The following is a 23513-nucleotide window of genomic DNA, read 5'->3' on the forward strand; positions in this document are numbered from 1 at the left end:
GGCATCCTCGGGCGTCCCGGCCCGTGCGCCGGGCGGAACTCCCCGGCCGCCATCCGAACGGGTGAGCCCCCACCCGGCTCACCAGGACCTGACCGACGGGTCCTAGGCTCCTTTCGGACAACACCCCGCCACGCGCCATCCGATGAGGAGACCCATGTCCCCACCCGGCCCCGGACCCGGGCCCGCGGCCCCGTCGTTCACCGAGCCGCCGCCTCCGCCGCGGCCCGGGCCCGGTGCCGGGCCGGCGCCGCGGCGGTCCCGGACCGGGCTGGTGGCGCAGTTCGTGCTGCAGTTCGTCTACCTCCCGCTGTGGGTCCTGGTCGCGGTCGGGCTGGTCGTCCTCGCGATCTGGCTCGACGGCGCCGGCAACGCCAACGTCGGCCCGCCGCCCGGGGTGTTCAGCTTCTCGAAGGCCGCGCTCTCCTGGCGGCGGCTGCGCATCGAGTGGCGCGGACGGGCCGAGGACTGGGCGCCGTTCACCGAGGAACTGCTGCGGGGACGGTTCGCCAAGGCGGAGGAGAACAGCGGCTGGGCGCCGGCCCTGCTCCCGCCGAGCGGCGTCCGGCGGGCCACCACACAGCTGCCGCTGCGCCACTACCGCGGACTGGGCGCGGGCGGCGTCGAGCAACTGGCCCGGCGCCACGGCTGGTCGGTGGACTGGACCCGGCACCGCGCCGGCACGGAGAAGGTGCACCTCTTCCGGCTGCTGCCGCCCCCGGTGCACACCGGGGTGCCCGACCCCTACGGCCCGCCGGTGCCGCCCGGCGCACCCTGGGGACCGCTGCCCGCCCGGCTCGCGATGCCGCTGCTGACGTTCGTCTTCCTGCCGCGGCTGCGCACGCTGGAGCTGCGCCGCGACCCGGAGGCGTACGCGGCCCATCTGCGGAGGTACCTGGCCAAGCGGTTCGCCACGGAGCTGGCCCGCGACCGGCGCGCCCACTACACCGCCGACGACGACGGCCGGATCCTGCGCCGGGTCGCCGTCAGCAGCCGGCACTACCGCGCGGCCGGCGCCCAGGCGGTGCTGCGGGTGGCCGCCGAGCAGGGGTGGCGGCTCGACCACTCGTACCGGACCGAGCCGGAACGCACCGTGCGGCTGTGCCGCCCGGACGGCCCGTAGCCGAGGGTTCGCCCGGCGCACGCGAAGGGGGTGCGGGCCCACGGGCCCGCACCCCCTTCGTCCGACGTCCGGCCGGCGACCGCCTACTTCTTCTTCGGCAGCCAGCTCTTCCAGACGTCCGGGTGCTTGTCCACCCACCGCTTGGCCGCCTCATCGGCGGACAGGCCGCCCGAGGCGATGGATTCGGAGACCTCGTTCTGGTCGTCCTTGGTCCACTTGAAGTTCTTCAGGAACGCCGCGGCGCTGCCGCCGCTCTTGGCGAAGTTGGTGTTGAAGTACTTCTGGAGCGGGGTGGTGGGGTACGCGCAGTCGATGGACTGCGGGTCCTTGGTGCCCTTCTCCGCACAGGCGTCGGTGTACTTGGGGAGCTTGACCTCCACCATCGGCACCTGGTTGAAGAGCCACTGCGGCTCGTACCAGTACGTGAGGAAGGGCTTCTTCGCCTTGGCGAACTGCTGGATCTGGGTGATCTGGGCCGCCTCGGAGCCGGCGAACACCACCTCGTAGTTGAGGTGGAGGTTCTTCACCAGCGCCTTGTCGTTGGTGACGTAGGACGGCGAACCGTCCATCAGCTGGCCCTTGTTGCCGCTCTCGGACGTGCGCAGCTGCTTGGCGAACTTGTTGAGGTTCTTCCAGTTGGTGACCTCGGGGTGCTTGTCGGCCCAATACTTGGGCACCCACCAGCCGATGTGGCCGGTGACGCCGTTGCCGCCGCCCGCGGTGATCGTCTTCTTGTCCTTGACGTACCGCTTCTCCTGGTCCGGGTGGCCCCAGTCCTCCAGGATCGCGTCGACCCGGCCCTGGCTGAGGGCGTCCCAGGCGGGGATCTCGTCCACCTGGACGGTGTCGACGTGGTAGCCCAGCTGGTGTTCCAGCAGGTACTTGGCGACGGCCACGTTGGACTGCGCGCCGACCCAGGTCTGCACGGACAGCGTGACCGACTTCGAGCCCTTGGCCGCGGCGAACGGCGAGGTCTGCTTGGTCATGTCGGCCTTGCCGCAGGCGGACAGGGACAGCGAGAGCGCCACCGTGCCGGCGAGCACGGTCGTACCGAGGAAGGCTTTGCGCGTACGGGACATGATCAGGCTCCCTTCCCCGTCGTACGGCGTTCCGTGGGCTGGGTGACCCGGTCGAGCATCAGGCCCAGGCACACGATGGCCACACCCGCGACCAGGCCGAGGGCCAGGTCTCCGGTGGCCAGGCCGGTGACCACGTCGTAGCCGAGGGCACCGCCGCCGACCAGGCCGCCGATGATGACGACGGCGAGGACCAGGACCACGCCCTGGTTGACGGCGAGCAGCAGGGCCGGCCGGGCCAGCGGCAGCTGCACCTGGCGGAGCATCTGCCAGCGGGTGGCGCCCAGCGAGCGGGCCGACTCCATCGCGGCGGGGTCGACCTGGCGCAGGCCCTGGGTGGTGATGCGGATGACCGCGGGCAGCGCGTAGACGACCGCGGCCGCGGCGGCCGGGGCGCGGCCCACGGCGAACAGCGCGACGACCGGGATCAGGTACACGAACTGCGGCATGGTCTGCATGACATCCAGGACCGGGCGGAGGATCGCCTCGAACCGCTTGCTGCCGGCCGCCAGGACACCGGTGCCGAAGCCCAGCACCAGCGTCACGACCAGGGCGGCGAGCACCTGGGAGAGGGTGTTCATGGACGGCTTCCACACGCCCAGCACACCGATGGCGGCCATCGCGAGGACGGCGGTCAGGGCGGTGCGCCAGGTGCCGATGAGCCAGGCCAGCGCGGCGACGATGAGCAGCGTGCCGTACCAGGGCAGCGCGGTCAGGCCGTCGCGCAGCGGGTTGAGCACCCAGTTGGTGAAGTGCGCGGCCCAGTCGGCGGTGCCGCCGATGACCGGGACGCCGGAGTAGAGGTGGTCGACCATCCACTCCTTGAAGTCGTTGACCGGGTGGGCGATGTCCACGAACCAGGCGCCGGGCCAGACTGCGGAGCCGGTCAGCCGGCCGGCCAGGGCCAGCAGGGCGGTGAGGGCGGCCACGCCGGTCCAGACCTGCCAGCCGCGCAGCCACGCCGGGCCGGCGGTGGCGGTGTTGCCGGCCGCGCCGATCCGGGCGCCGGCCGCGGCGGTGGTGCGGTCCATGACGATGGCCAGCAGCACGATCGGGATGGCGGCGGAGAGCGCGGCGCCGACGTCGACGGAGGCGAGCGCCTGGTAGACGCGGTCACCGAGGCCGGCCGCGCCGATCATCGAGGCGATCACGACCATGGACAGCGCCATCATGATCGTCTGGTTGACGCCGAGCAGCAGTTCCTTGCGGGCCAGCGGGAGGCGGGCGGTCAGCAGCCGCTGCCGTCCGGTGGCGCCGAGCGAGGAGACCGCCTCCAGTACGCCGGGGTCGGCGCCGCGCAGTCCGAGCGCGGTGAGCCGGGCCATCGGCGGGGCCGCGTAGATGACGGTGGCCAGCAGCGCGGCCGGCACGCCGATGCCGAAGATCAGCACGACGGGCAGCAGATAGGCGAAGGCCGGCAGCACCTGCATGGTGTCGAGGACCGGGCGGAGGATCCGGAACAGCCGCTCGGAGAGGCCGGCGGCCAGTCCGAGCAGTGCGCCGACGACGACCGAGACGGCGACCGCCACGACCATCAGCGCCAGCGTCTGCATGGTCGGGACCCACATCCCGAGCGCCCCGCTGACGAGGAGGGAGACCAGCGCGGTGGCGGCGATCCGCCAGCCGGCCACCCGCCAGGCGATCAGCGTGACGCCGGTGGTCACGCCGGCCCAGCCGAGGGCGAGCAGCAGCAGGTAGACCGCGCGGACGGAGATGACCACGGCGTTGGAGAGGTGGCCGAGGAAGTAGACGAACAGCCAGTGGTTGTCGCGGTTGTCGATGATCCAGTCGCTGGTCTTCCCGAGCGGTCCGGACAGGTCGACGGTGAGCGCGGAGGGCCAGGCGGCGCCGGGCCAGGCGGCGTGCACCACGGGGACCAGGACGGCCGCGGCGACGGCGAGCAGCAGGAGCTTGGCGACGCCGCGGCGGCCCAGCAGGGCGCGGGCCGGATTGGCCTTGGGGGCGTCGGCGCCGAGGCCGCGCTGAGTGGCGGGGGGTGCGGATGCGGTGCTCATGCTGAAACCTCGCTTCGCTCGGCCCTGCATTCGCACGGCACGCACCTCTGCATGATTCGCTCGCTACGCTCGCTCATGCGCGCCCCCGCTTCACGGTGCCGGTCGGCACGCCCAGGGCGGCGGCGCGCTGGGCCTCGCGCCAGCGGCGCAGCAGCGCGGCACGCAGCCGGGAGCGGCGGGAGGCGACGGGGGCTCTGGAGCCGACGGCGCGGACGGCGCCGTGGCGGGGGGTGGCGGCGTACATCATCAGGCAGCCACCTCGCCGGGCCGGTCCTCGTCGATCCGGGCGACCACGTTGAGCAGGCAGGCGTGGTCGACGACGCCCAGGCAGCGGCCGCCGTCGACGACCCGGGCGGCGCCGCCGGAGCGGGCCACCGCCTCGATGGCGTCCGAGATCAGGGTGTCGGCGGCCAGCGCCGGGCCCTGGTCGGCCTCGCCGTCCTCGGCCGGGCGCATCGCGCGGCGGACGGTCAGCACCTGCTCGCGGGGGACGTCCCGGACGAAGTCGCGGACGTAGTCGTCGGCCGGGGAGCCGACGATCTCCTCGGGGGTGCCGAGCTGGACGATCTCGCCGTCGCGCATCAGGGCGATCCGGTCGCCGACCCGCAGCGCCTCGGCGAGGTCGTGGGTGATGAAGACCATGGTGCGGCCCTCCTCGCGGTGCAGGCGGACGACCTCTTCCTGCATGTCGCGGCGGATGAGCGGGTCGAGCGCGCTGAACGGCTCGTCGAACAGCAGGACCTCGGGGTCGACGGCGAGCGCGCGGGCGAGTCCGACGCGCTGCTGCTGACCGCCGGAGAGCTGCCCGGGGCGGCGCTTCTCCAGTCCGGCCAGGCCCACCTTGTCGACCATCTCGTTGGCCTTCTCGCGCCGTTCGGCCTTGCCGACGCCCTGGATCTCCAGGCCGTAGGCGACGTTGTCGACGACGGTGCGGTGCGGCAGCAGGCCGAAGTGCTGGAAGACCATGGCGGCGCGGCGGCGGCGCAGTTCGCGCAGTGCGGTGCGGTCCATGGCGCGGACGTCCTCGCCGTCCATCTCCAGGTCGCCGCTGGTCGGTTCGATCAGCCGGGTCAGGCACCGGACGAGGGTGGACTTGCCGGAGCCGGACAGGCCCATGACGACGAAGACCTCGCCCTTGTGGACGTCGAAGGAGACGTCACGGACGGCGGCGGTGCAGCCGGTCCGCTCGCGCAGTTCCTGGGCGCTCAGCCCGGTGACGGAGGTGTCGTCGGGGATCTTGTCGGCCTTGGGGCCGAAGACCTTCCACAGGTGGCGGACGGAGAAGACGACCTCGCGGCCGTCCTCGGCGGCGTCGGCGGCTTTGCGGGCGTTGGGTATCTCGGATGCGCCGGCGGAGGTGGTAGCCATCACGCATCACCTCCCTTGGTAGGAGCCTTCTGGAGCAGTTCGGCGCACTTCTCCCCCACCATGAGCACGCCCAGCATCGGGTTGACCGCCGGCATCGTCGGGAAGACCGAGGCGTCGGCGATCCGGATGCCGTGCAGACCGCGGATCTTCAACTCCGGGTCGACGACGGCGAGTTCATCGTTGGCAGCACCCATCTTGCAGGTGCCGGCGGGGTGGTAGACGGTGTGCGCGGCCTTGCGCACCAGCTCGCTGATCTCCGCGTCGTCGGTCACGTGGGGACCGGGGAAGACCTCGCGCTTGAGCCACTTCTTGAACGGCTCGGCCCGGGCGATCTCGCGGGCCAGCTTGATGCCGTCGACGAGGGTCTGCCCGTCGTAGTCGTCCTCGTCCTCGAAGTACTTGAAGTCGAGGGCGGGCTTGACCTCGGGGTCCGCGGAGGTGAGGTAGAGGCGGCCGCGGGAGCGGGACTTGGGGATGTTCGGGGTCATCGAGACGCCGTGTTCGGGGCGCTCGTAGCCCAGCCGCTCGGGGTTGTCGGTGAACGGGATCTGGTAGAAGTGGAACATCAGGTCGGGGCCCTTGTGCTCCGGGTCCCGCTTGACGAACAGACCCGCGTCCGAGTCCATCGCGGAGTTGCCCGGGATCGGCCCGTTGGTCTCCCAGACGATCACCGACTCGGGGTGGTCGATCAGGTTCTCGCCGACGCCCGGCAGGTCGTGCACGACGGGGATGCCGAGCGCCTCCAGGTCCTTCCTCGGCCCGATGCCGGAGTGCATCAGCAGCCGCGGGGTGTCGACGGCGCCGGCGCACACCAGCACCTCGCGGGCGGCCTCGACGTAGACCTCCGCACCGTCCTTCGTGCGGACGTGGACGCCCTTGGCGGTGGTGCCGTCCAGCTCCAGCTTGTGCGCCCAGGTCTCCAGCATCAGCGTGAGGTTCGGCCGGTCGCCGGCCTCGATGTGCGGGTGCAGGTAGGCGACCGAGGCGGACGACCGCTTGTTGTTCTCGGGGTGGTACGAGAGGTCGAAGAAGCCGACGCCCTCGTCGAAGGGCTTGTCGTTGAACCCGACGACCTCCGGGACGCCGAGCGCCGTCTTGGTGGCCTCGATCCAGTCCGTCGCGATCTGGTTCTGGTCCTTCTTCGCCACCCGCACGATGTTGTTGCGCAGCTTGCCGAAGTAGGGGTCCATCTCCTTCGCGCCCCAGCCGGTGGCGCCGGCCGCCTCCCACTCGTCCCAGTCGGACGGCAGCGGCTTGAAGGAGATCAGGGTGTTGTGCGACGAACAGCCGCCGAGCACCTTGGCCCGGCTGTGCAGGATGTGCGAGTTGCCGCGCGGCTGCTCGGTGGTCGTGTACTCGTAGTCCAGCTCGCCGCCGAGGAGGCCGAGCCACTTGCGCAGCGTCAGCACGTCCTCGCGGTCGATGTCGGACGGGCCGCCCTCGATGACGGCGACGGTGACGTCCGGATCCTCGGTGAGGCGGGAGGCGATGACGGAACCGGCGGTACCACCGCCGACCACGACGTAGTCGTACACGGGCATGGAGGGTGCTCCTTCTTGCAAAATTCTCAGGTGGTGCGGGGGGCGAGGGGAGGCGGGCGGTCAGCCGCGGTCCGGCGGGGGACCGGTCAGCCCGCGAACCACCGCACCGGCTCGGGCCGGAGGTTTTCGTAAATGTGCTTGCTCTCGCGGTACTCGTCCAGACCCGTGGGGCCGAGTTCCCGCCCGATGCCGGACTTTCCGAAGCCGCCCCACTCCGCCTGCGGGAGGTAGGGGTGGTAGTCGTTGATCCAGACCGTGCCGTGCCGCAGCCGCGCGGCGACCCGGCGGGCGCGCGCGGTGTCGGCGGAGAACACCGCGCCGGCCAGGCCGTACTCGGTGTCGTTGGCGAGCGCGACGGCCTCGTCCTCGGTGCCGAAGGTCTCCACCGTCAGGATCGGCCCGAAGGTCTCCTCGCGGACGACCTTCATCTCGCGGTGGCAGCCGTCCAGCACGGTCGGCGCGTAGAAGTAGCCGGTGGCCGGGCGGACGGCGGACGGCTCGGGCCGGGCCCCGCCGCACCGCAGCTGGGCACCCTCGGCCAGCGCGGAGGCGACGTACGCCTCGACCTTGTCGAGCTGCTGCTGGGAGACCAGGGGGCCGCACTCCACGCCGTCCTCGGTGCCCCGGCCGAGCTTGATCTTCTTGGCGCGGCGGGCGAGTTCGGCCACGAAGCGGTCGCGCACCGACTCCTCGATGATCAGCCGGGCGCCGGCGGAGCAGACCTGCCCGCTGTGGATGAACGCGGCGTTGAGCGCCTGGTCGACGGCGGTGTCGAAGCCCTCCTCGGTGGCGCAGGCATCGGCGAAGACCACGTTCGGGTTCTTGCCGCCGAGCTCCAGCGCGATCTTCTTGGCGCCGGAGACCGCGGCCGCACCGGCCTTCGTGCCGCTGACCAGGCCACCGGTGAAGGAGAACAGGTCGACGTCCGGGTGCTCGGCCAGCCGCTGGCCGACCGGCAGACCGGCGCCGGTGACGATGTTGGCGACCCCGGCCGGCAGCCCGGCCTCGACCAGCAGCTTGACCAGGTGCACGGTCGACAGCGGGGTGACCTCGCTGGGCTTGATCACAAAAGTGTTGCCGGCCGCGAGGGCCGGCGCGATCTTCCAACTGGCCTGCAGCAGCGGGTAGTTCCACGGCGTGATCAGCGCGCAGACGCCGACCGGCTCGTGCACGACCACGCTGTGCACATCGGCGGAACCGGCGTCGACGACCCGGCCGCCGCTCTCGTTCATCACCACGTCGGCGAAGTACCGGAAGGCGTTGGTGACGTCGTCGACGTCGACCCGGCCCTCCTCCAGGGTCTTGCCGGTGTCCCGGCTCTCGATGAGCGCGATCTCCTCGCGGTCGCGCTGCAGCAGGTCGGCGACCCGGCGCAGCAGCGCGGACCGCTCGGCGACCGGCGTACGGGGCCAGGCGCCCGCGCCGCCGTCGAAGGCCCGGGCGGCGGCCGCGACCGCGGCGTCCGCGTCCTCGGCACCGCCCTCGGCCACCACCTGGAGGGTCGTCGCGTCGGCGGGGTCGAGGACCTCTCGGGTGGCCCCGGACGCGGCGTCCCGCCACACCCCGTCTACGTGAATGGTCTCGCTTGCCGACACGTTTCTTCTGCCTTCCGGTCTTCGTTGTGTTCCCACTGGTGCAACCAGTGGCGTCACCAGCAACGGGGACCCCTCCCCGGAAGCGCCTCACCTATGCCCAAACATTCAGGGAAAGTGAGCCGACTCACTCGGTGTGCAGAGAAATGCCCCAGAACGTACCCTGAATAGCCGTATGTCCAAGCGGGAAGATCGCGCCGTACGTCCCGCCGGCAGCAGGTGGTCCGTGCGACCGTCCCTCATACACCCCTCCGCCCCCACCGCCCGGAGGTATCGAGATGACCACCAGACGGCGTGCCGCCACCGCCACCGCCCTGGGCTGCGGAGCGGCCCTGCTCGCCGGGGCCGCCTGTACGGGCGCCGCGGCGGCCGGCGATCCCGACGGTGAGGGCGACCTCGCGGGGAAATCGGCCCAGCAGATCTCCGACGACGCCCTGCACCAGCTCGTGACCGCGAAGTCCCTGCGACTGCGTACCGAGACCACCGCCGACCCCACCAAGCTCGACATCACCCTCGACAAGGCCGGCAACTGCGCCGGCGCGATCAGCAAGGGCTCGCTCGGCCGCGTGGAGATCATCAAGCGCGGCAACCAGGTGTGGATGAAGCCGGACGCGGCGTTCTGGAAGAGCCAGCTGCCCGGTGAGGAGGGCGCCCGGGCGGCCGCCAAGTACCGCAACACGTTCCTGCACGGCACCGCCGACCACGACGCCTTCCTGAAGAACCTCGCCACGGCCTGCGACCTCAGCGCCTTCCAGAAGTCCGCCGCCGGCCCCGGCGAGCCGCCCCCGTCCGGCGAGCCCACCCCCACCGCCAAGCTCACCAAGGGCCACCCCACGACCCACGAGGGCGCCCCCGTCCTCCCCGTCGTCAAACACACCGACGGCGTCACCGAGACCCTCTACGTCGCGATCAAGGGCACCCACTACCCCCTCAAGCTCACCGCCGAGGCCGACGACCAGAAGGGCACCGTCCTCCTGAGCAACTACGGCACCCCCGTCCCCACCACGACCCCGGCCCCCGGCGACACCGTCGACATCTCGGCACTGGAGGACCTGTTCCAGGGGACACACACCGCGTGAACGGCATATGCCGCTACAGCGAGTAACTGGCTCCGGTGCCTATCGTTGAACCGTGCGGCTGGCCGTACGACGTGGCAGCGGGGAGGAGCGGCACGATGACCATCAGCCTTGAGCGGACCGAAACGATCGCGACCGACGGGATGGAGATGGCTGAGCCCACCGAGAACCAACAGCGCTTGGACGGCCTGTTCGCGCGGCTGGAGGGAGCCTCCCCCGAGGGCTACAAGACCGAGATCATCGGGGGGACAATCTTCATGTCGCCGCAGCGGGACGCGCATTGGCTGACCATCCGCCAGCTCTTGCGGGCGCTGGAGGACCGCTTCGGGGTGGACGTCCTGGTGCTGTCGGACGTCCGGATCGATTTCCCCGGCAAGGAGAACGGCTTCTGCCCGGACATCGCCAAATTCGCCGACGGCGCCAAGAAGAACGCACTGGGACGCTGGCGCTATCAGGACATCGAGCTCATCGCCGAGGTCATCTCCCAGGGGACCGCCGTGAACGACTACGGCCCGAAGAAGGCGATCTACGCCGAAGCCGGTATTCCGGTCTATGTCATCGCCGATCCCTATCTCGGCCGCTGCCGGGTCTTCACGCACCCCCAGGACGGCGAGTACCTGCGCGATCTCACCCTCAAGTACGGCGAGCCGCTCGACCTCACACACGCATTCCCCGGTTTCAGCATCTCCACGGAGAATTTCCCCCGCGACTGATCCGCGGCGCGCGCGACGCACCCCGCGGAGTGAGAATGCAGACATGGTGCAGACAGCGGCGAAAGCAGTGCTTGAGGGCGGTCCCGCGGAACTTCCCGAGCGGATCGTGCCGGCCGATCCGCACGGCAGCGAGCTGAAGATCCCCTTCCGCGGCGGCTACGAACACTTCCGGCCCACCACCCGCCAGCAGTACACCCCCGAGGGGGCGCTGCCGGTCTACGAGTGGTGGGAGCGCACCGAGATCGCCGAGTAGGCGGGGCGGGCGAGCAGGCGGGGCGGGCGCGCCGTCAGCCTTCCGGGACGAACGCCTGGAGGGCGATCCGCTGGGTCTCCTGCTGGAGCGGCCAGTCGGCCTCGGTGCCCAGGACCAGGACGGCGAACTGCCGGCCGTCGTCGGTGGTGAAGGCGCAGTCGACGACCTTCACGCGCGTCCCGAGCCGCTCGCTGTCATAGGCGTAGACCAGCTGGGCGGCGTCCGAGCCCGGCGCCGGGCCGTCGAACGCGCCGAGGCTGATCTGCTCGAAGCCGGGATTGCCGGCCAGCCCCTTCGACGCCTGTTCCAGCGCCTCCCGCGGCGCGATGTCCGGTTCGGTGATCTCGAAGATCTGCAGCAGCCCGCGGTCGTCCGGCGCGGTGTAGAACACCCCGGTCTTGCGCTCGCTGCGCTCCCAGCCGTCCGGCACCGCGAGGGTGAAGCCCTTGGCGTCGTGGACGAGGCGGTAGCCGGCGGGCACGGCGGGCGACGGGGCCGCGTCCGTGGGCGGCGTGCTGTCGGCGCCGGACGGGGTGGTGGCGGCGGTCGGCGTGTGCGGGGCGGAGGCCCGGGTGCGGGCGGCGGGCGGCGCGTCGCCGTCGCGACTCCACAGCAGATAGCCGCCGCCGGCCCCGGCACCGATGACCGCCACGGCCACCCCGGCGATCAGGGCGGTACGGCGGCGGGGCCCGGGGCCCGGACCAGGAGCGGGTGCGGCACCGGGGACGCCGGCGAAGGGGTCGGGGGTGGCGCCGGGAGCGGTGCCCGGTAACGGGCCGGAGGGCGGCTGCGGTGGTGCGCCCGCGCTCGGGGCGAAGGTCGGCCGGGGCGGCATCGGGCCGCTGTACGGGGCGGGCGCCGGCCTGCCGTCCTCCCAGCTCTGCGTCTCGTCGTTCCAGCGGGCCGGCCCGCCGCGTCGCATCGTCACCCACCCACCAGGGCCGCGACCGCCTGGGTCACCGCGGCACCGGACGCCAGCAGCCCGACCACCGCGCCGGCGTCGGTCAGCGCCGTACGCAGCCGCGCCAGCCGCCCGGGCCCGGCCGCCCCGCTGTCGGCGATCTCGTCTTCCGTTCCGGCGAGTTCCTCGTCCAGGGCGGTCACCTCGGGACTGTGCACCGCCCGGGCCAGATCGCCCCGCAACTCCCGTACCGCACGCAGCAGTTCCTCCTGCGCCGGATCGGCGGCCGGTGCGGAGCCGCCTTCGTTCTGCGTCACGGTGTTGTGGTCGCCGATGGCGAAGGCGCCCCGGACGCTGCCGATGTGGATGCCGTTGCCGCGCGCGTCAGCCGTTGCCACTCTTCTTCCTTCCCTTCGGGGCGGTGCCACCCGCGGTGGTGTTCTGCGTGATCGTGTTGTGGTCGCCGATGCCGACGGCCCCCTGGGCGGACTCCACGTAGACGCCGCCCTCGGCGACGTGCACGATGCGCTGCTCGAACTCGTCGGTCTGGTAACCGGCCTCGCGCAGCGCGGTGGTCACCCCGGCCGTCACCCGCTGCTGCACGGTCTTCAGGTACCGCGCCACGTCCATGTCCTGGAACAGCGACGCCTCGCCGTACGACCCCAGTTCGCGGACGGAGACGCCGGGGCCCTCCGGGAGCGCCGCGCCGTGCCCGGCGGTGGCCAGCCGCCACGCGGAGCGCAGCCCGCGCGCCAGGGTGAGCAGCGCGTTCCCGGCCGAGCGCGGCGTCTGGGCCAGCGCCCAGACCGCCTTGCCGAAGTGGTGATGGTGCCGGTACTGGTGGGCGAGCCGGTCGGCGTCCTGGAAGAGCTGCCGCAGCGGCCACAGCACGTGCGGCGCGACCTCCAGCATCAGCATCCCGCCCTGGGTGTGGACCCGGACGAAGACCGTGGTGACGATGCCCTCGTTCCAGCCGCCGACCCGGATCCGCAGGAAGTGCCGCCGGGTCTCGCCGCCCTCCTCGACCGAGGCGGCCCGGTGCGCCTCGAACGCCTCCGGCGCGTACGGCGCCGCGGCCCGGTCGGGCAGGCCCTCGACCGGCAGGAAGACGCACTCGTCGAGTTCCAGGGCGCGCAGCCGGTCACGGACCGCGGCCGCCACCTGCGGCGAGCCGTGCGGCGACGGCTCCCGCAGCGCCTCCACCAGCGGCACGATCCGGGCCAGGATCGCGCCGTTGTCCAGCGGCTCGGTCTCCCGGTCCGGATGCGGGACCAGCTCCACCGACAGCGACCAGGTCTTGTACGGGTACCCGGCGCCGCAGAACGGGTTGGCCGCGCGGTACATCACCAGCGGCCCGTGCTGCTCGATCCGCACCCGGTCCCGCAGCCGCCGGAACCGGAAGCCCTCGGCCCGCTCCGCCGGGTCGGCCATCACGTCGGGGAACCGCTCCTTGGACAGTTCCCGGGCCAGGGCACGGGCGAACTGCCCGCGCTGCAGCCCGACCAGGACGGCCAGCGCGACCGGCAGCAGCAGCGTGACCCAGAACGGGAAGGCCGCGAGGGCTGACGAAACGCCGGAGTCGCTGCCGCTGTCGTAGGAGGAACCGTACGAGGAACCGTCCCAGTCGCCGCCGTCGCTCCCGCCGCCGACCGGCACGACGAGGGACAGCAGGTTGGGGATCAGCCGGCCGATCAGCGGCGTCCAGAGGCTGACCGCGAACCCGGCGGCCAGCATCCCCAGCATGAAGAAGATCAGGGCGAGCCGGCCGTACCAGCGGAGCACGAAGGACGCCGAGCGGGCCAGCCACTGCGGCAGGGGCGCCCGGCGGACCAGGCGGGCCAGCCCGATGAGGATGACGGGGAGGATGTAGAACGTCACCATCCCGCCGGACAGCGGGATCGCCACGATCCATAAGCCGATGATCGCCGCAGCCCAGCCCAGCTCCAGACGCCGGGCGCGCAGCGCGTGGGCGAGCACCCGCGCCGCGTCGATCCCCAACGAGGGCGCGGCGAACCGCTCCTCGTGGACGTAGAGTTCGTCGATGACCGCGTCCCGGAACCCGTCGTCCAGGTACGTCCCGGCGCACAGCAACCGGGTGGCCTCACTGGCACCGGGCGGGACGGGAGCGAGCGGTGCGGGCTTCGTGAACTGCGCGGGTACGTTCGTCCGGTCCATCGGCCTCCCCCAACAGCCTCGCGGAAGCCGCAGCATAGGCCAGGGAAGCACTCCGTGTCAGGGAGTTAACGCAAGGTCACGACAGGGTCATTTTCTTGACGGCAGTCACAAAGGACGACCAGCCACCCACCGGGAAGAACAGCACGGGGCCGTCAGCGTTCTTGCTGTCCCGGACGGGGACGACGCCGGGGATACCGGGGGCTACTTCGATGCAGTTGCCGCCGTTGTTGCCGCTGTAGCTGCTTTTGACCCAGGTCGCCGCGCTCAGATCGTGACTGTTCATGCTGCTCGTACCCCTTCATCACGTCGCTGGTCAGAGCGGCGGACTCACGGGCTGACGGAACGTCCGCCCTCAGCACATCGTAAGCATGGCTGTGCCGCCTGAAGAGGGCCGGATCGTCGTTGAAATGGCCACGGTCCAACGACTCCGAGTACACCCATCGATGTCCGTCGGGAAGTTCGATCAGCGACATGGAGCCGTTGGGGCGCGCGACATCCGGTCGGTCCGAAGGGACCACCTGGATGCGGATGTTGGGGCGTCGGCCCGCCTCCAGCAAGTGCGCACACTGGTCCCGCATGACGGCCGCGCTTCCCACCATGTTGCGCAGACAGCTCTCATCCAGCAGGGCGACGTACAGTGGGCCGCCGTCGGCCAGGAAGCGTTGCTGTCGACTCAGTCGGGCTCGAACGCGCTCCTCGACCTCGGGCCCACTCATGACCTGCGAGAACAGGGCCGCCGCATAATCGGGCGTCTGCAAAAGGCCCGGGATGACCCGCTCTTGATATTCATGCAGGGCCACCGCCACCGCATCCATCTCAGCCCTGCGCTCGAACCAGTCCGGATGCTGCACCTCCGGATACCAGTCGATCCGCCCCCACAGCCGCATCAACACCCCGCCCGTACCCAGCAGTTCATCGCATGCCTTGGCGAAGGTCTCCTGGGGCACACGGGTTCCCGCCTCGACGCGCGCTACGTGCGAGCGGTCGCACGGAATCTTCCGCGCCAAGCCGGCCTGGGTAAGTCCCGCCGCCTCCCGATGGTGCTTCAGCACCTCGCCGAACACGACAGCCGTCGTAGCAGCCGCTCCCCCCGCGCCATTGCGTCGACTCACGGCACCCCCTTGTGACAGTTGCTCACTGACACGCGCTCAGCGTTGAAACCACCCACCCCGCTGAGCAACGATGAACACACCCAGAGTAATGAACGGCGAACCCCCGCGACGTTGGCAGACGTCCGGGGGCGTGGCCTTCAACCCAGAGAAAGATTGATGACATGCACCACGTTATCCGGCTCTTCGAGCCGCTGCTACGGCTGTTACTGCCCGGCAGCGGGCGTCATCGGCCCGTGGAGGCGCCGCCGGTACGGCCCGTCGCTCCGCCCCGTTGGGTGCGCGTCCGGCACACGGAGGTGCTGCGGGGTGAGGACTCCGCGCTCGTGCGTCCGTATCTCATCGCGCACGAGCGGCGGCAGCACGCGCGCCGCCTGCCGGAGGTGGTGTGGTGAAAGGGCGCGCAGGAGAGGCCGTTCAGCTGGGCGAGCCGGTGCGGGATCCGGCACCGATCGACGGCTGCGACGTGTGCGAGGCGCTGGCCCGGGAGCGGGTGGCGGCGGGTGCGGTCGGGGACCGGTCGAAGGTGTCCGACTGCAACGTCGAGATCCGGCGGCATCCGCACCGGACGTAGGCGCCCCGAAACGCCGAGCCCGCACCGCCGTTGAGGCAGTGCGGGCTCGGCGTGGGAAGGAGTCCGGCTCAGATGAGGCCGAGGGCGCGGACCGCCTCGCGCTCCTCCTCCAGCTCCTTGACGGAGGCGTCGATGCGGGAGCGGGAGAACTCGTTGATGTCCAGGCCCTGGACGATCTCGTACTTGCCGTCCTTGGTGGTGACCGGGAAGGAGGAGATCAGGCCCTCCGGGACGCCGTAGGAGCCGTCCGACGGGATGCCCATCGAGGTCCAGTCGCCGTCGGCGGTGCCGTTGACCCAGGTGTGGACGTGGTCGATGGCGGCGTTCGCGGCGGAGGCGGCCGACGAGGCACCGCGGGCCTCGATGATCGCGGCGCCGCGCTTGGCGACGGTCGGGATGAAGGTGTCGGCCAGCCACTTCTCGTCGTTGACGGTCTCGGCGGCGTTCTTGCCGGCGACCGTGGCGTGGAAGATGTCCGGGTACTGGGTGGCGGAGTGGTTGCCCCAGATCGTCAGGCGCTGGATCTCCGAGACCGGCGTGCCGGTCTTCTGCGCCAGCTGCGAGATGGCCCGGTTGTGGTCGAGGCGGGTCATCGCGGTGAAGCGCTCACGCGGTACGTCCGGCGCGGCGGCCTGGGCGATCAGCGCGTTGGTGTTGGCGGGGTTGCCGACGACCAGGACCTTGATGTCGTCCGCGGCGTGGTCGTTGATGGCCTTGCCCTGCGGCTTGAAGATGCCGCCGTTGGCCTCCAGGAGGTCACCGCGCTCCATGCCCTTGGTGCGGGGGCGGGCGCCGACCAGCAGGGCGACGTTCGCGCCGTCGAAGGCCACGTTCGGGTCGTCGGAGATGTCGATGCCCTGGAGCAGCGGGAAGGCGCAGTCGTCCAGCTCCATGGCGGTGCCCTCGGCGGCCTTCAGGCCCTGCGGGATCTCCAGGAGGCGCAGCTTGACCGGCACGTCCGCGCCGAGCAGATGACCGGAAGCGATGCGGAAGAGGAGTGCGTAACCGATCTGGCCGGCGGCGCCGGTGACGGTGACATTGACGGGAGTGCGGGTCATGGCGATCTCCTGCGCGGTGTTTTCCGGGGGCAAGCCCCTGGACCACCATGGGTGGCGGTGGGTGTCCCTGCCCAGCTATCGAGGTCTCTTGGTATCGAGAGACCCGGCCGTCAGGCTATCGGACCCCTGCCCGGTGCCGGTGACGGGTCGGTGTGGCACGCCTCACCGGGTGTACCGGGGAGACCGGACGGCGGCCCGCCCGGACCGCGGTCGGCATCGGCTCCGCCGGCCCGCCCGCACGGACCGTGGCGGCGGCCGCCCGCTCAAGGAGGGGGGAAGCGGGCGGCCGCCAGGTTGTGCCACACCCGTGGGGGGATAACCCGCGCCTGCCCGGGATATCCGGGTGCATGCCCCCCTTTTTTCAGCGAACGCCGCGTGGCCGTCGATTCCCGGCCAGCGGCGGCGCGCCGGGCCGCCGCGGCCGCCCCCGGCGTCCGGGGCCGGGCGTCAGCGTCCGGGGACCAGCAGGAGGACCGCGGCGAGCGCCATCAGCAGGGCGCCGAGCACGCCGACCGCCAGCATCAGCGCCCGCAGCCGACGGTCCCGCCGGCCGGCGACGGCACCGGGCCCGGCCGACGGCTCAGGGCCGGCCTCCGCCGCCCGGCCCGGCCCGTCGGCCTCCGCGGTCCGTTCCGCCCCGTGTTCCTCGCCCCGGGGCGGCAGCTGCGCGACCTGCGTACGGACCGCGCCCGGCGCCATCGCGGCCTCCCGCACGGCCCACGCCGGGGCCGCCCGTATCGCCTCCCTCGGCGCGTCGTGCCGCAGCTCGGCCCGGCTCCAGGCGCGTTCGGCCGGTTCCCATCGCATGACGAGGTGTCCCGGGTCGGTGCCGGTCGCCTCGGCGAGCGCGACGACGGCGCGGCGCGGCGGCAGCAACCGCCCGTCGAGATAGCGCTCCCACGACGTCTTGCTGTAGCCCGTGCGGTCCGCGACGGCGGCCACACTCAGCCGGCTGCGGTCCACCAGGCCGCGCAGCCGTTCCGTGAACTCCCCCACGGCCGGATCGAGTTCCTCCGGCAGTGCCTTCCAGCGAGGCATGGCTCCCCCTGTTCGCCCACTCACGCGCCGTACGCGGCGCGACTCCCCCGGACCCGCCCTATTCACCCCCAGGAGGGACACCGCCAGCCAGGGGAACGTCCTCTTCCCGCTGGGCGCACGGGAGCATTCGGACCTGGGCAGCGCCTCCCGGGAGCGCCCCGCTCCGCCGTTCGCGCAGCACGTCTCAGTGCCGGAAGCACTCGCGGGGGCCGCCGCCCGCCGGGTAGAGGCAGAGCCGGACGCCCCGCGGGCCGCGGGCCGCCACCATCGGGGTGACCAGGTAGCCCTCGGCGTCGAACCGGTCCCTGACCCGCACCGACCGCGGCAGGGACCCCGGCACGGTCACCTCGATGCGGTCCCCGATCCGGCCGCCGCGGAGCCGCCCCCAGGCGGCCGCGCACGCCGTGCCGTACCGCACCTGGACGTGCGCGCCGCGGGCGGTGGCGGCCTCGACGACCGTGTCCACCATGCCCTCACCGCCGCAGAACATCGACTGCGGGTCCTTGCCGTCGCAGGACCGCCCGCGGCAGCCGGTCACCGCCGAGGACGTGGGTGCGACGCTCGCGGCCGGGCCACCGCGGGCCTCCCCGGCCCGCTCCCCCGCCAGGAACGTCACCGCCACGGCCAGCGCCAGCCCGCCGGCACCGGCCCCGGCCGCCGCGGCCACCACCCGCCGGCGCGTCCTCCGGGGCGACACCGTTGGCGGCTGCTGCGGCTGTTCCGGCGGCACGGGGCGGGCCGGGACACCCGGATCCCCCACGGCGTCCCGCGCGGCCGCAGGCCCCGGCTCGACCGCGGCGTCCCGCGCGGCCGCGGCCTCCGCCCGGGCCGCGGCGGGCGCGGCCCGGCCGCTCCAGGCCGCGTCCGCCAGTTCCCACAGCGCCAGCAGCCGCCCGGCCGGTTCGCCCGCCAGCCGGCAGAGCGCCTCCACGGCGTCCCGCGGCGGCAGCTTCTTGCCGTTGAGATAGCGCTCCCAGGAGGACTTGCTGTACGGGGTGCGGGCCGCGAGCGCGGCCAGGCTCAGACCCGTACGCCCGCGCAACTCCCGCAATCCCGCGGCCAGTCGGGAGCTCTCGACGCCCTCGCACAGTTCGCTGTCCGGGCCGCTCACCGGCGCAGCACCTTCCAGGTGTCGGGGCCCACGATCCCGTCCGTGGGCAGCCCGGCGGCGGCCTGCAGCCGCTTGACGGCGCGCATGGTGTGCTCCCCGACGATGCCGTCCACCGGGCCCGGGTCGTAGCCCTGGTGGTTCAGCAGGCACTGCGCCTCGACGACCTCCCAGCCGGTCACACCGCTGCCCAGGATCGCCGTGGTGGTGCGGCTGCGGTCGGCGGTCAACACGCCCGCGGTGCGCCGGACATGGCAGCGGAACGTCTCCCCCACGCGGTGGCTGAACGCCGGGGTGGCGGCGGTGGCCCGGCCGGCGGAGGCGGGGCCGGTCCCGCGGCCGCCGCCACCGTCGTCCTGCCACGGCCGGACGGCCACCAGCACCACCGCGGCGACCGCGAGCACGACCAGCCCGCCGAGCAGGGCGAGCGGCCCGCGCCGCAGCCACGGACGGCCGGGCGCCGCAACGGGCGCGGGGCCGGCCCCGGTTACGGTTGTGAGGGTGTCGGGTTCGTCCTCCTCGGGGGCGGCGGCCCCGGCCCGCTCCGAGGGGCCCGAGGCCCCGGGCGGCGCCGCCCGTTCCGCGCCCCACGCCTGTGCGGCGACCTCGTGCAGCGCCAGCAGCCGGGTCGCGTCGGCGCCGCAGATCCGCGCCAGCGCCTCCACCGCCTCCCGCGGCGGCAGCTTCTTGCCGTTGAGATAGCGCTCCCACGACGACTTGCTGTAGGCGGTCTTGGCGGCGAGCGAGGCCAGGCTCAGCCCGCTGTGGTCCTTGAGCCTCCGCAGCTGTACGACGAGCTGCCGCACCCGATGGTCAAGCGTTTCGGGCAGCCCTTTCCAACGCGGCATGTTCCACCCCATACGCGTGTGCTTGTCCCCCGAGGCCAGCAGCCCCCTGTGGCGCCGATGATGGCGCGGACGCGCCCTCCGGTTTCCCTTTTTACTCTTTCCGCACGGTATCCGGACATGCGTACCGCCTCCTTCCCCTCGCCCGCCGTCCCACCGCGGCGTCCGCGGATCCGACGTCCCCGCAGGTCAGCGGCTGGGACGTCCCAGGGCATCCCCATCGGTCCGGAGTCTGTGGCAGCCGCGCGAACCGGGGGCGCACAGTCGGTGACGCACCACGGCGGCGCGGTCCACCCCGCGCCGCCTCCTGACCACCTACGGGGAGGAACCCGACCATGAACGCTCGCAAGCGCCTCGCCCTCACCGCGGCCGCCGCGGCCGTCTCCGGAGGGCTCGCGCTGGCACCGGCCGTCGCCAGCGCCGCCCCCGCTCCCGCGAAGCAGGGCTCGGCCACCGTCCTGCGGGCACCGAGCAACTGCCCCCGCGGCTACCTGTGCGTCTACCCCAGGCCCAACTACAAGGGGACGCCGAAGAAGGTCGCCGGCAACAACCGTGACCTGCGGCGCTACGGCGGTGCCTTCGACACCCCGTGGTCGGCGTACAACAACGGCACCCGCTGCAACGTGACGGTCTACGAGAAGCCCGGCTACCACGGCCGCCACTACAAGCTGAACCGCGGCACCGGCTGGAAGTACATCGGCTACAACCTCAACGACCTCTACTCGAACAAGTGGTGCTGAGGCCCTGAGCACACGGCGGCGGCCCGTCCTTCCACGGGGGAAGGGGCGGGCCGCCGCCGTGCCGTGCGTCGCGGGTGCCGCGTCAGCGCACGGTGAAGTGCACGATGTCGTCCAGGAACGGGACGTGGATCCACGGCTTGGGCTGCACCATCATCGACAGCACCACGATCACGAAGCCGAGCCCGCCGTACGTCGCCAGGTCCGTGAAGCGGGAGCGCACCGCGAGCATGCCCACCGACGGCAGCGCCCAGCGCAGCGCGGCCCCGCCCAGCAGGGACAGCCCGACGATCAGCGTGCCGATGCGGAACGCGTCGAACGTGACCAGCAGCAGTCCGACGGCGACCCCGCCCATGACCGTGAGCAGCGGCCACTGCCGGGCGGGCGCGGAGTGCTCGCCGGAAGCGGCTCGTCCGCCGCCCTCCGGCCGGGCCGTGTCGCGGGTCAGCGTCGGGAAGCGGCGGGAGGAGCGCTGCGGCTCGGAGGCGCCGTCCGAATGCGCTTCGGCTGGCATGGCTGGCAGTCCCTTCGGTGTCCTGGTCCGGCGGTCCGCCCGGCCGTCCGCGGCCGGGCTGACCTCTTCGAGGGTACGGGCAACGCGCGGCTCAGCCGGCCGCGCGCTCGGCCGCCTCGACGACGTTGACCAGCAGCTGGGCGCGGGTCATCGGGCCGACGCCGCCGGGGTTGGGGGCGACCCAGCCGGCCACCTCGGCCACGCCCGGGTGCACATCGCCGACGATCTTGCCCTGCTCGTCCCGGCTCACGCCGACGTCCAGGACGGCCGCGCCGGGCTTGACGTCCTCCGGCTTGATGATGTGCGGCACACCGGCCGCGGCGACGATGATGTCGGCCTGCCGCAGGTGCGCGGACAGGTCGCGGGTGCCGGTGTGGCACTGGGTCACGGTCGCGTTCTCGGACTTGCGGGTGAGCACCAGCGGCATCGGGCGGCCGATGGTGATGCCCCGGCCGACCACGACGACGTGGGCGCCCTTGATCTCGACCTCGTGGCGGCGCAGCAGCTGGACGATGCCGTACGGGGTGCACGGCAGCGGGCCCTCGATGCCGAGCACCAGCCGGCCCAGGCTCATCGGGTGCAGACCGTCGGCGTCCTTGGCCGGGTCCATCAGCTCCAGCACGCGGTTGGCGTCGATGCCCTTGGGGAGCGGGAGTTGGACGATGTAGCCGGTGCAGGCCGGGTCCTCGTTCAGCTCGCGGACGACCGCCTCGATCTCCTCCTGGGTGGCGGTCTCCGGCAGTTCGCGCTGGATCGAGGCGATGCCGACCTGTGCGCAGTCGCGGTGCTTGCCGTTGACGTACCAGCGGCTGCCGGGGTCGTCGCCGACCAGGAGGGTGCCCAGGCCGGGCTGGACGCCCTTGGCCTTCAGGGCCTCGACGCGGGCGGCGAGCTCGGACTTGATAGCGGCTGCGGTGGCCTTGCCATCCAGAATCTGGGCAGTCATGTCTCCATCCTCCCGGATGAGGGCGGTCACGTTCCAATCAGGGCGCGCGCGGAGCCCGCGCGCCCGGTCGTTCGGCGGCCCGCGCCGGGCCCCATCCGCCCCTGCAGAAACCGGACATGATATGGCCGGAAGTGATCATTGCACTTGGACAACGGCTCCGCTATCTGACTGGACAGAGTCAAGGCCCACCTAGAAGGATTGACGCCGCAGTGCCGCAGGCATCGTCGGGGGCGGGCCAGTGAAACCTGTTTTTCCTCCGAGTCACGCTGCGTCGTCCCCCACTGACCCAACGGAGGAAAACACCACATGAGTTTCGGCGACCCGAACAACCCGTACGGCCAGCCGCCGCAGGCCCCGCAGGCGCCCTACGGGCAGCAGCCCCCGGTGCCCCCGCAGGGCGGCCCCGGCTACGGCTACCCGCAGCAGCCGCAGGCCCCGCAGCAGCCGTACGGCTACCCCCAGCAGGGTCAGGTCCCGCCGCAGCAGCCCTACGGCGGCTACCCGCAGCAGGCGGGCTACGCCATGCCGGGCATGCCGCAGGGTTACGCGAGCTGGGGCGCGCGCGTGGGCGCCTACCTCATCGACTACCTGATCGTGGGTCTGCTCCCGACGATCCTGTACTTCGTCGCCCTGGCCATGTCCGCCAGCGCCGCGACGATCACGCCGGACACCTCGTCCTGCCCGCCCGGTGACATCCAGTGCATCAGCGACGCCTACGACAAGGCCGCGGACAGCGCCACTCCGGTCGGCTCGTTCGTGCTCATCGCGATCGCCGGTCTGATCGCCCTGGCCGCCGGTCTGTTCGTGCTCGCCAAGGAAGGCAGCACCGGCCAGACCCCGGGCAAGAAGGCCCTGGGCATCCGCCTCGTCAAGGAGGCGACCGGCCAGCCGATCGGCTTCGGCATGGCCTTCGTCCGCAAGCTGTGCCACATCCTCGACGGGTTCTGCTGCCTGGGCTACCTGTGGCCGCTGTGGGACGAGAAGTCGCAGACGTTCGCCGACAAGATCGCCGGCACGGTGGTCGTCAAGTCCCAGTAACACACCGGCATTCCGGCCGGGGCCCCGCCCCGGCCGGGACCTGCGCCACTCCCCGAAGGCCCCCTCGCAACAGCGCGATCGGGGCCTTCGCGGGCTCCGTTCAAGTCGCTTGAAGGACACCGCCCGTGAGCTACCCCAACCAGAACCCCTACGGCCCGCCTCCGGGCCAGCAGCCCGGCTACGGCTACCCCCAACAGCCGCCGCAGCCCTCGCCGTACGGCCCGTACCCGGGCGGCCCGATGCCCGCCATGCAGCCGCAGTACCCGACGGTGATGCCCGGCGGCGTCAAGGCCGCGCGGGTGATGCTGTTCGTGCTGGCCGGACTGAACCTCATCGGCCTGGTCCTCGCCGTCATGGGGCTGGGCGGCGTCAGCAAGGCGTCGCACAACACCTCGGCGTACACCACCAGTGACGACATCACGGCGATGAACATCGGCAAGGGCCTGCTGATCGCGGTCATCGTGGTCATCGTGATCTTCACCGTGTCGGCGATCACCCTGGCCCTGCAGTTCGCCAACGGCGGTTCCGGCGTCCGCACCGGCTCCATCGTCTTCGGCGTGGGCAACATCATCCTGAGCCTGCTCACCTTCCCGCTCGGCCTGGTCCACACGGTCCTGGGCATCCTGGTGCTGGTCTTCGTCTCGAAGGACGAGGGCAACGCCTGGTTCAGCCGGCCGCGTTACTGACCGCGCCGCACACACGGCGGAGGGCCGCAC

26 protein-coding genes are annotated in these 23513 nt (G+C 72.1%); 9 read left to right on the plus strand and 17 right to left on the minus strand.

Annotation, left to right across the window (positions count from 1 at the left end):
- The first annotated feature begins 154 nt into the window (after nt 1-154).
- On the plus strand, nt 155-1120 hold the full coding sequence (locus tag V2J85_RS17770) for a hypothetical protein (protein WP_330822150.1): 966 nt from the start codon (nt 155-157) through the stop codon (nt 1118-1120).
- Nucleotides 1121-1203: 83 nt separating this feature from the next.
- Here the strand turns inward: V2J85_RS17770 and V2J85_RS17775 are convergent, their stop codons facing one another.
- From V2J85_RS17775 to V2J85_RS17800, 6 genes are all read right to left on the minus strand, one after another.
- Nucleotides 1204-2199: an ABC transporter substrate-binding protein gene (locus V2J85_RS17775; RefSeq protein ID WP_330822151.1), complete on the minus strand. Its 996-nt coding sequence runs from the start codon at nt 2197-2199 to the stop codon at nt 1204-1206.
- A gap of 2 nt (nt 2200-2201) precedes the next feature.
- Nucleotides 2202-4211, minus strand: coding sequence for an ABC transporter permease (locus V2J85_RS17780; RefSeq protein WP_261956082.1), 2010 nt, complete (start codon nt 4209-4211; stop codon nt 2202-2204).
- Between the two features lie 73 nt (nt 4212-4284).
- The gene (locus V2J85_RS17785; protein ID WP_261956083.1) at nt 4285-4458 is read right to left on the minus strand and encodes a hypothetical protein; all 174 of its coding nucleotides are present in this window, start codon (nt 4456-4458) and stop codon (nt 4285-4287) included.
- A complete protein-coding gene (locus V2J85_RS17790) occupies nt 4458-5579 on the minus strand; it encodes a quaternary amine ABC transporter ATP-binding protein (RefSeq protein WP_261956084.1) in 1122 nt (373 codons plus the stop codon). Before V2J85_RS17790 ends, V2J85_RS17785 begins: the two co-directional genes overlap by 1 nt.
- Nucleotides 5579-7120 carry a GMC family oxidoreductase gene (locus tag V2J85_RS17795; RefSeq protein WP_330822153.1) on the minus strand — a complete coding sequence of 514 codons (1542 nt, stop codon included), beginning with the start codon at nt 7118-7120 and terminating at the stop codon, nt 5579-5581. Before V2J85_RS17795 ends, V2J85_RS17790 begins: the two co-directional genes overlap by 1 nt.
- 86 nt (nt 7121-7206) lie before the next feature.
- A complete protein-coding gene (locus V2J85_RS17800; RefSeq protein ID WP_330822154.1) occupies nt 7207-8715 on the minus strand; it encodes an aldehyde dehydrogenase family protein in 1509 nt (502 codons plus the stop codon).
- Between the two features lie 275 nt (nt 8716-8990).
- On the opposite strand from V2J85_RS17800, the gene V2J85_RS17805 reads away from it, so the two are divergent.
- From V2J85_RS17805 to V2J85_RS17815, 3 genes are all read left to right on the plus strand, one after another.
- Nucleotides 8991-9791 (plus strand): hypothetical protein, encoded by an 801-nt coding sequence (locus tag V2J85_RS17805; RefSeq protein ID WP_261956087.1) that lies wholly within the window; start codon nt 8991-8993, stop codon nt 9789-9791.
- 95 nt (nt 9792-9886) lie between these two features.
- Nucleotides 9887-10501, plus strand: a complete 615-nt coding sequence (locus V2J85_RS17810) for a Uma2 family endonuclease (protein WP_330822155.1) — start codon at nt 9887-9889, stop codon at nt 10499-10501.
- A gap of 43 nt (nt 10502-10544) precedes the next feature.
- The gene (locus tag V2J85_RS17815) at nt 10545-10754 is read left to right on the plus strand and encodes a DUF5988 family protein (protein ID WP_261956089.1); all 210 of its coding nucleotides are present in this window, start codon (nt 10545-10547) and stop codon (nt 10752-10754) included.
- Nucleotides 10755-10788: 34 nt separating this feature from the next.
- Here the strand turns inward: V2J85_RS17815 and V2J85_RS17820 are convergent, their stop codons facing one another.
- From V2J85_RS17820 to V2J85_RS17840, 5 genes are all read right to left on the minus strand, one after another.
- Nucleotides 10789-11676: a hypothetical protein gene (locus V2J85_RS17820; RefSeq protein WP_330822215.1), complete on the minus strand. Its 888-nt coding sequence runs from the start codon at nt 11674-11676 to the stop codon at nt 10789-10791.
- 2 nt (nt 11677-11678) lie between these two features.
- Complete coding sequence (locus V2J85_RS17825) at nt 11679-12053, minus strand: hypothetical protein (protein ID WP_261956090.1); 375 nt, start codon at nt 12051-12053, stop codon at nt 11679-11681.
- Entirely contained in the window at nt 12040-13830 is a 1791-nt protein-coding gene (locus V2J85_RS17830) for a hypothetical protein (protein ID WP_261956091.1), read from the minus strand. Before V2J85_RS17830 ends, V2J85_RS17825 begins: the two co-directional genes overlap by 14 nt.
- 76 nt (nt 13831-13906) lie before the next feature.
- Nucleotides 13907-14041, minus strand: coding sequence for a DUF397 domain-containing protein (locus tag V2J85_RS17835; RefSeq protein WP_330822216.1), 135 nt, complete (start codon nt 14039-14041; stop codon nt 13907-13909).
- Nucleotides 13983-14894, minus strand: coding sequence for a helix-turn-helix domain-containing protein (locus tag V2J85_RS17840; RefSeq protein WP_330822158.1), 912 nt, complete (start codon nt 14892-14894; stop codon nt 13983-13985). Before V2J85_RS17840 ends, V2J85_RS17835 begins: the two co-directional genes overlap by 59 nt.
- A gap of 209 nt (nt 14895-15103) precedes the next feature.
- Between V2J85_RS17840 and V2J85_RS17845 the strand changes: the two genes are divergently transcribed.
- Together V2J85_RS17845 and V2J85_RS17850 are read left to right on the plus strand one after the other, a co-directional pair.
- Complete coding sequence (locus tag V2J85_RS17845) at nt 15104-15334, plus strand: hypothetical protein (protein WP_330822159.1); 231 nt, start codon at nt 15104-15106, stop codon at nt 15332-15334.
- Nucleotides 15331-15513 (plus strand): hypothetical protein, encoded by a 183-nt coding sequence (locus tag V2J85_RS17850; RefSeq protein WP_261956094.1) that lies wholly within the window; start codon nt 15331-15333, stop codon nt 15511-15513. The genes V2J85_RS17845 and V2J85_RS17850 overlap by 4 nt, the downstream gene beginning before the upstream one ends.
- A 68-nt stretch (nt 15514-15581) precedes the next feature.
- Here the strand turns inward: V2J85_RS17850 and V2J85_RS17855 are convergent, their stop codons facing one another.
- The 4 genes from V2J85_RS17855 to V2J85_RS17870 all read right to left on the minus strand — a co-directional run bounded on the left by V2J85_RS17855 (nt 15582) and on the right by V2J85_RS17870 (nt 19565).
- The gene (locus V2J85_RS17855; RefSeq protein ID WP_261956095.1) at nt 15582-16571 is read right to left on the minus strand and encodes a malate dehydrogenase; all 990 of its coding nucleotides are present in this window, start codon (nt 16569-16571) and stop codon (nt 15582-15584) included.
- Between the two features lie 447 nt (nt 16572-17018).
- Nucleotides 17019-17609: a helix-turn-helix domain-containing protein gene (locus V2J85_RS17860; RefSeq protein WP_330822160.1), complete on the minus strand. Its 591-nt coding sequence runs from the start codon at nt 17607-17609 to the stop codon at nt 17019-17021.
- A 184-nt stretch (nt 17610-17793) separates the two neighbouring features.
- On the minus strand, nt 17794-18720 hold the full coding sequence (locus tag V2J85_RS17865; RefSeq protein ID WP_330822161.1) for a helix-turn-helix domain-containing protein: 927 nt from the start codon (nt 18718-18720) through the stop codon (nt 17794-17796).
- Nucleotides 18717-19565 carry a peptidoglycan-binding protein gene (locus V2J85_RS17870; RefSeq protein ID WP_261956098.1) on the minus strand — a complete coding sequence of 283 codons (849 nt, stop codon included), beginning with the start codon at nt 19563-19565 and terminating at the stop codon, nt 18717-18719. The genes V2J85_RS17865 and V2J85_RS17870 overlap by 4 nt, the downstream gene beginning before the upstream one ends.
- Nucleotides 19566-19897: 332 nt before the next feature.
- Between V2J85_RS17870 and V2J85_RS17875 the strand changes: the two genes are divergently transcribed.
- Complete coding sequence (locus tag V2J85_RS17875; RefSeq protein WP_261956099.1) at nt 19898-20302, plus strand: peptidase inhibitor family I36 protein; 405 nt, start codon at nt 19898-19900, stop codon at nt 20300-20302.
- An 82-nt stretch (nt 20303-20384) separates the two neighbouring features.
- On the opposite strand, the gene V2J85_RS17880 is transcribed toward V2J85_RS17875, so the two are convergent.
- On the minus strand, nt 20385-20813 hold the full coding sequence (locus tag V2J85_RS17880; RefSeq protein WP_261956100.1) for a DUF3017 domain-containing protein: 429 nt from the start codon (nt 20811-20813) through the stop codon (nt 20385-20387).
- 91 nt (nt 20814-20904) lie between these two features.
- Nucleotides 20905-21759, minus strand: a complete 855-nt coding sequence (locus tag V2J85_RS17885; protein ID WP_261956101.1) for a bifunctional methylenetetrahydrofolate dehydrogenase/methenyltetrahydrofolate cyclohydrolase — start codon at nt 21757-21759, stop codon at nt 20905-20907.
- A gap of 306 nt (nt 21760-22065) precedes the next feature.
- On the opposite strand from V2J85_RS17885, the gene V2J85_RS17890 reads away from it, so the two are divergent.
- Together V2J85_RS17890 and V2J85_RS17895 are read left to right on the plus strand one after the other, a co-directional pair.
- A complete protein-coding gene (locus V2J85_RS17890) occupies nt 22066-22797 on the plus strand; it encodes an RDD family protein (RefSeq protein ID WP_261956102.1) in 732 nt (243 codons plus the stop codon).
- 125 nt (nt 22798-22922) lie between these two features.
- Entirely contained in the window at nt 22923-23483 is a 561-nt protein-coding gene (locus V2J85_RS17895) for a hypothetical protein (RefSeq protein WP_261956103.1), read from the plus strand.
- Nucleotides 23484-23513: the final 30 nt, after the last annotated feature.

Origin of the sequence: Streptomyces bugieae, from assembly GCF_036352915.1 — a bacterium.
Taxonomy (GTDB): Bacteria; Actinomycetota; Actinomycetes; order Streptomycetales; family Streptomycetaceae; genus Streptomyces; species Streptomyces endophytica.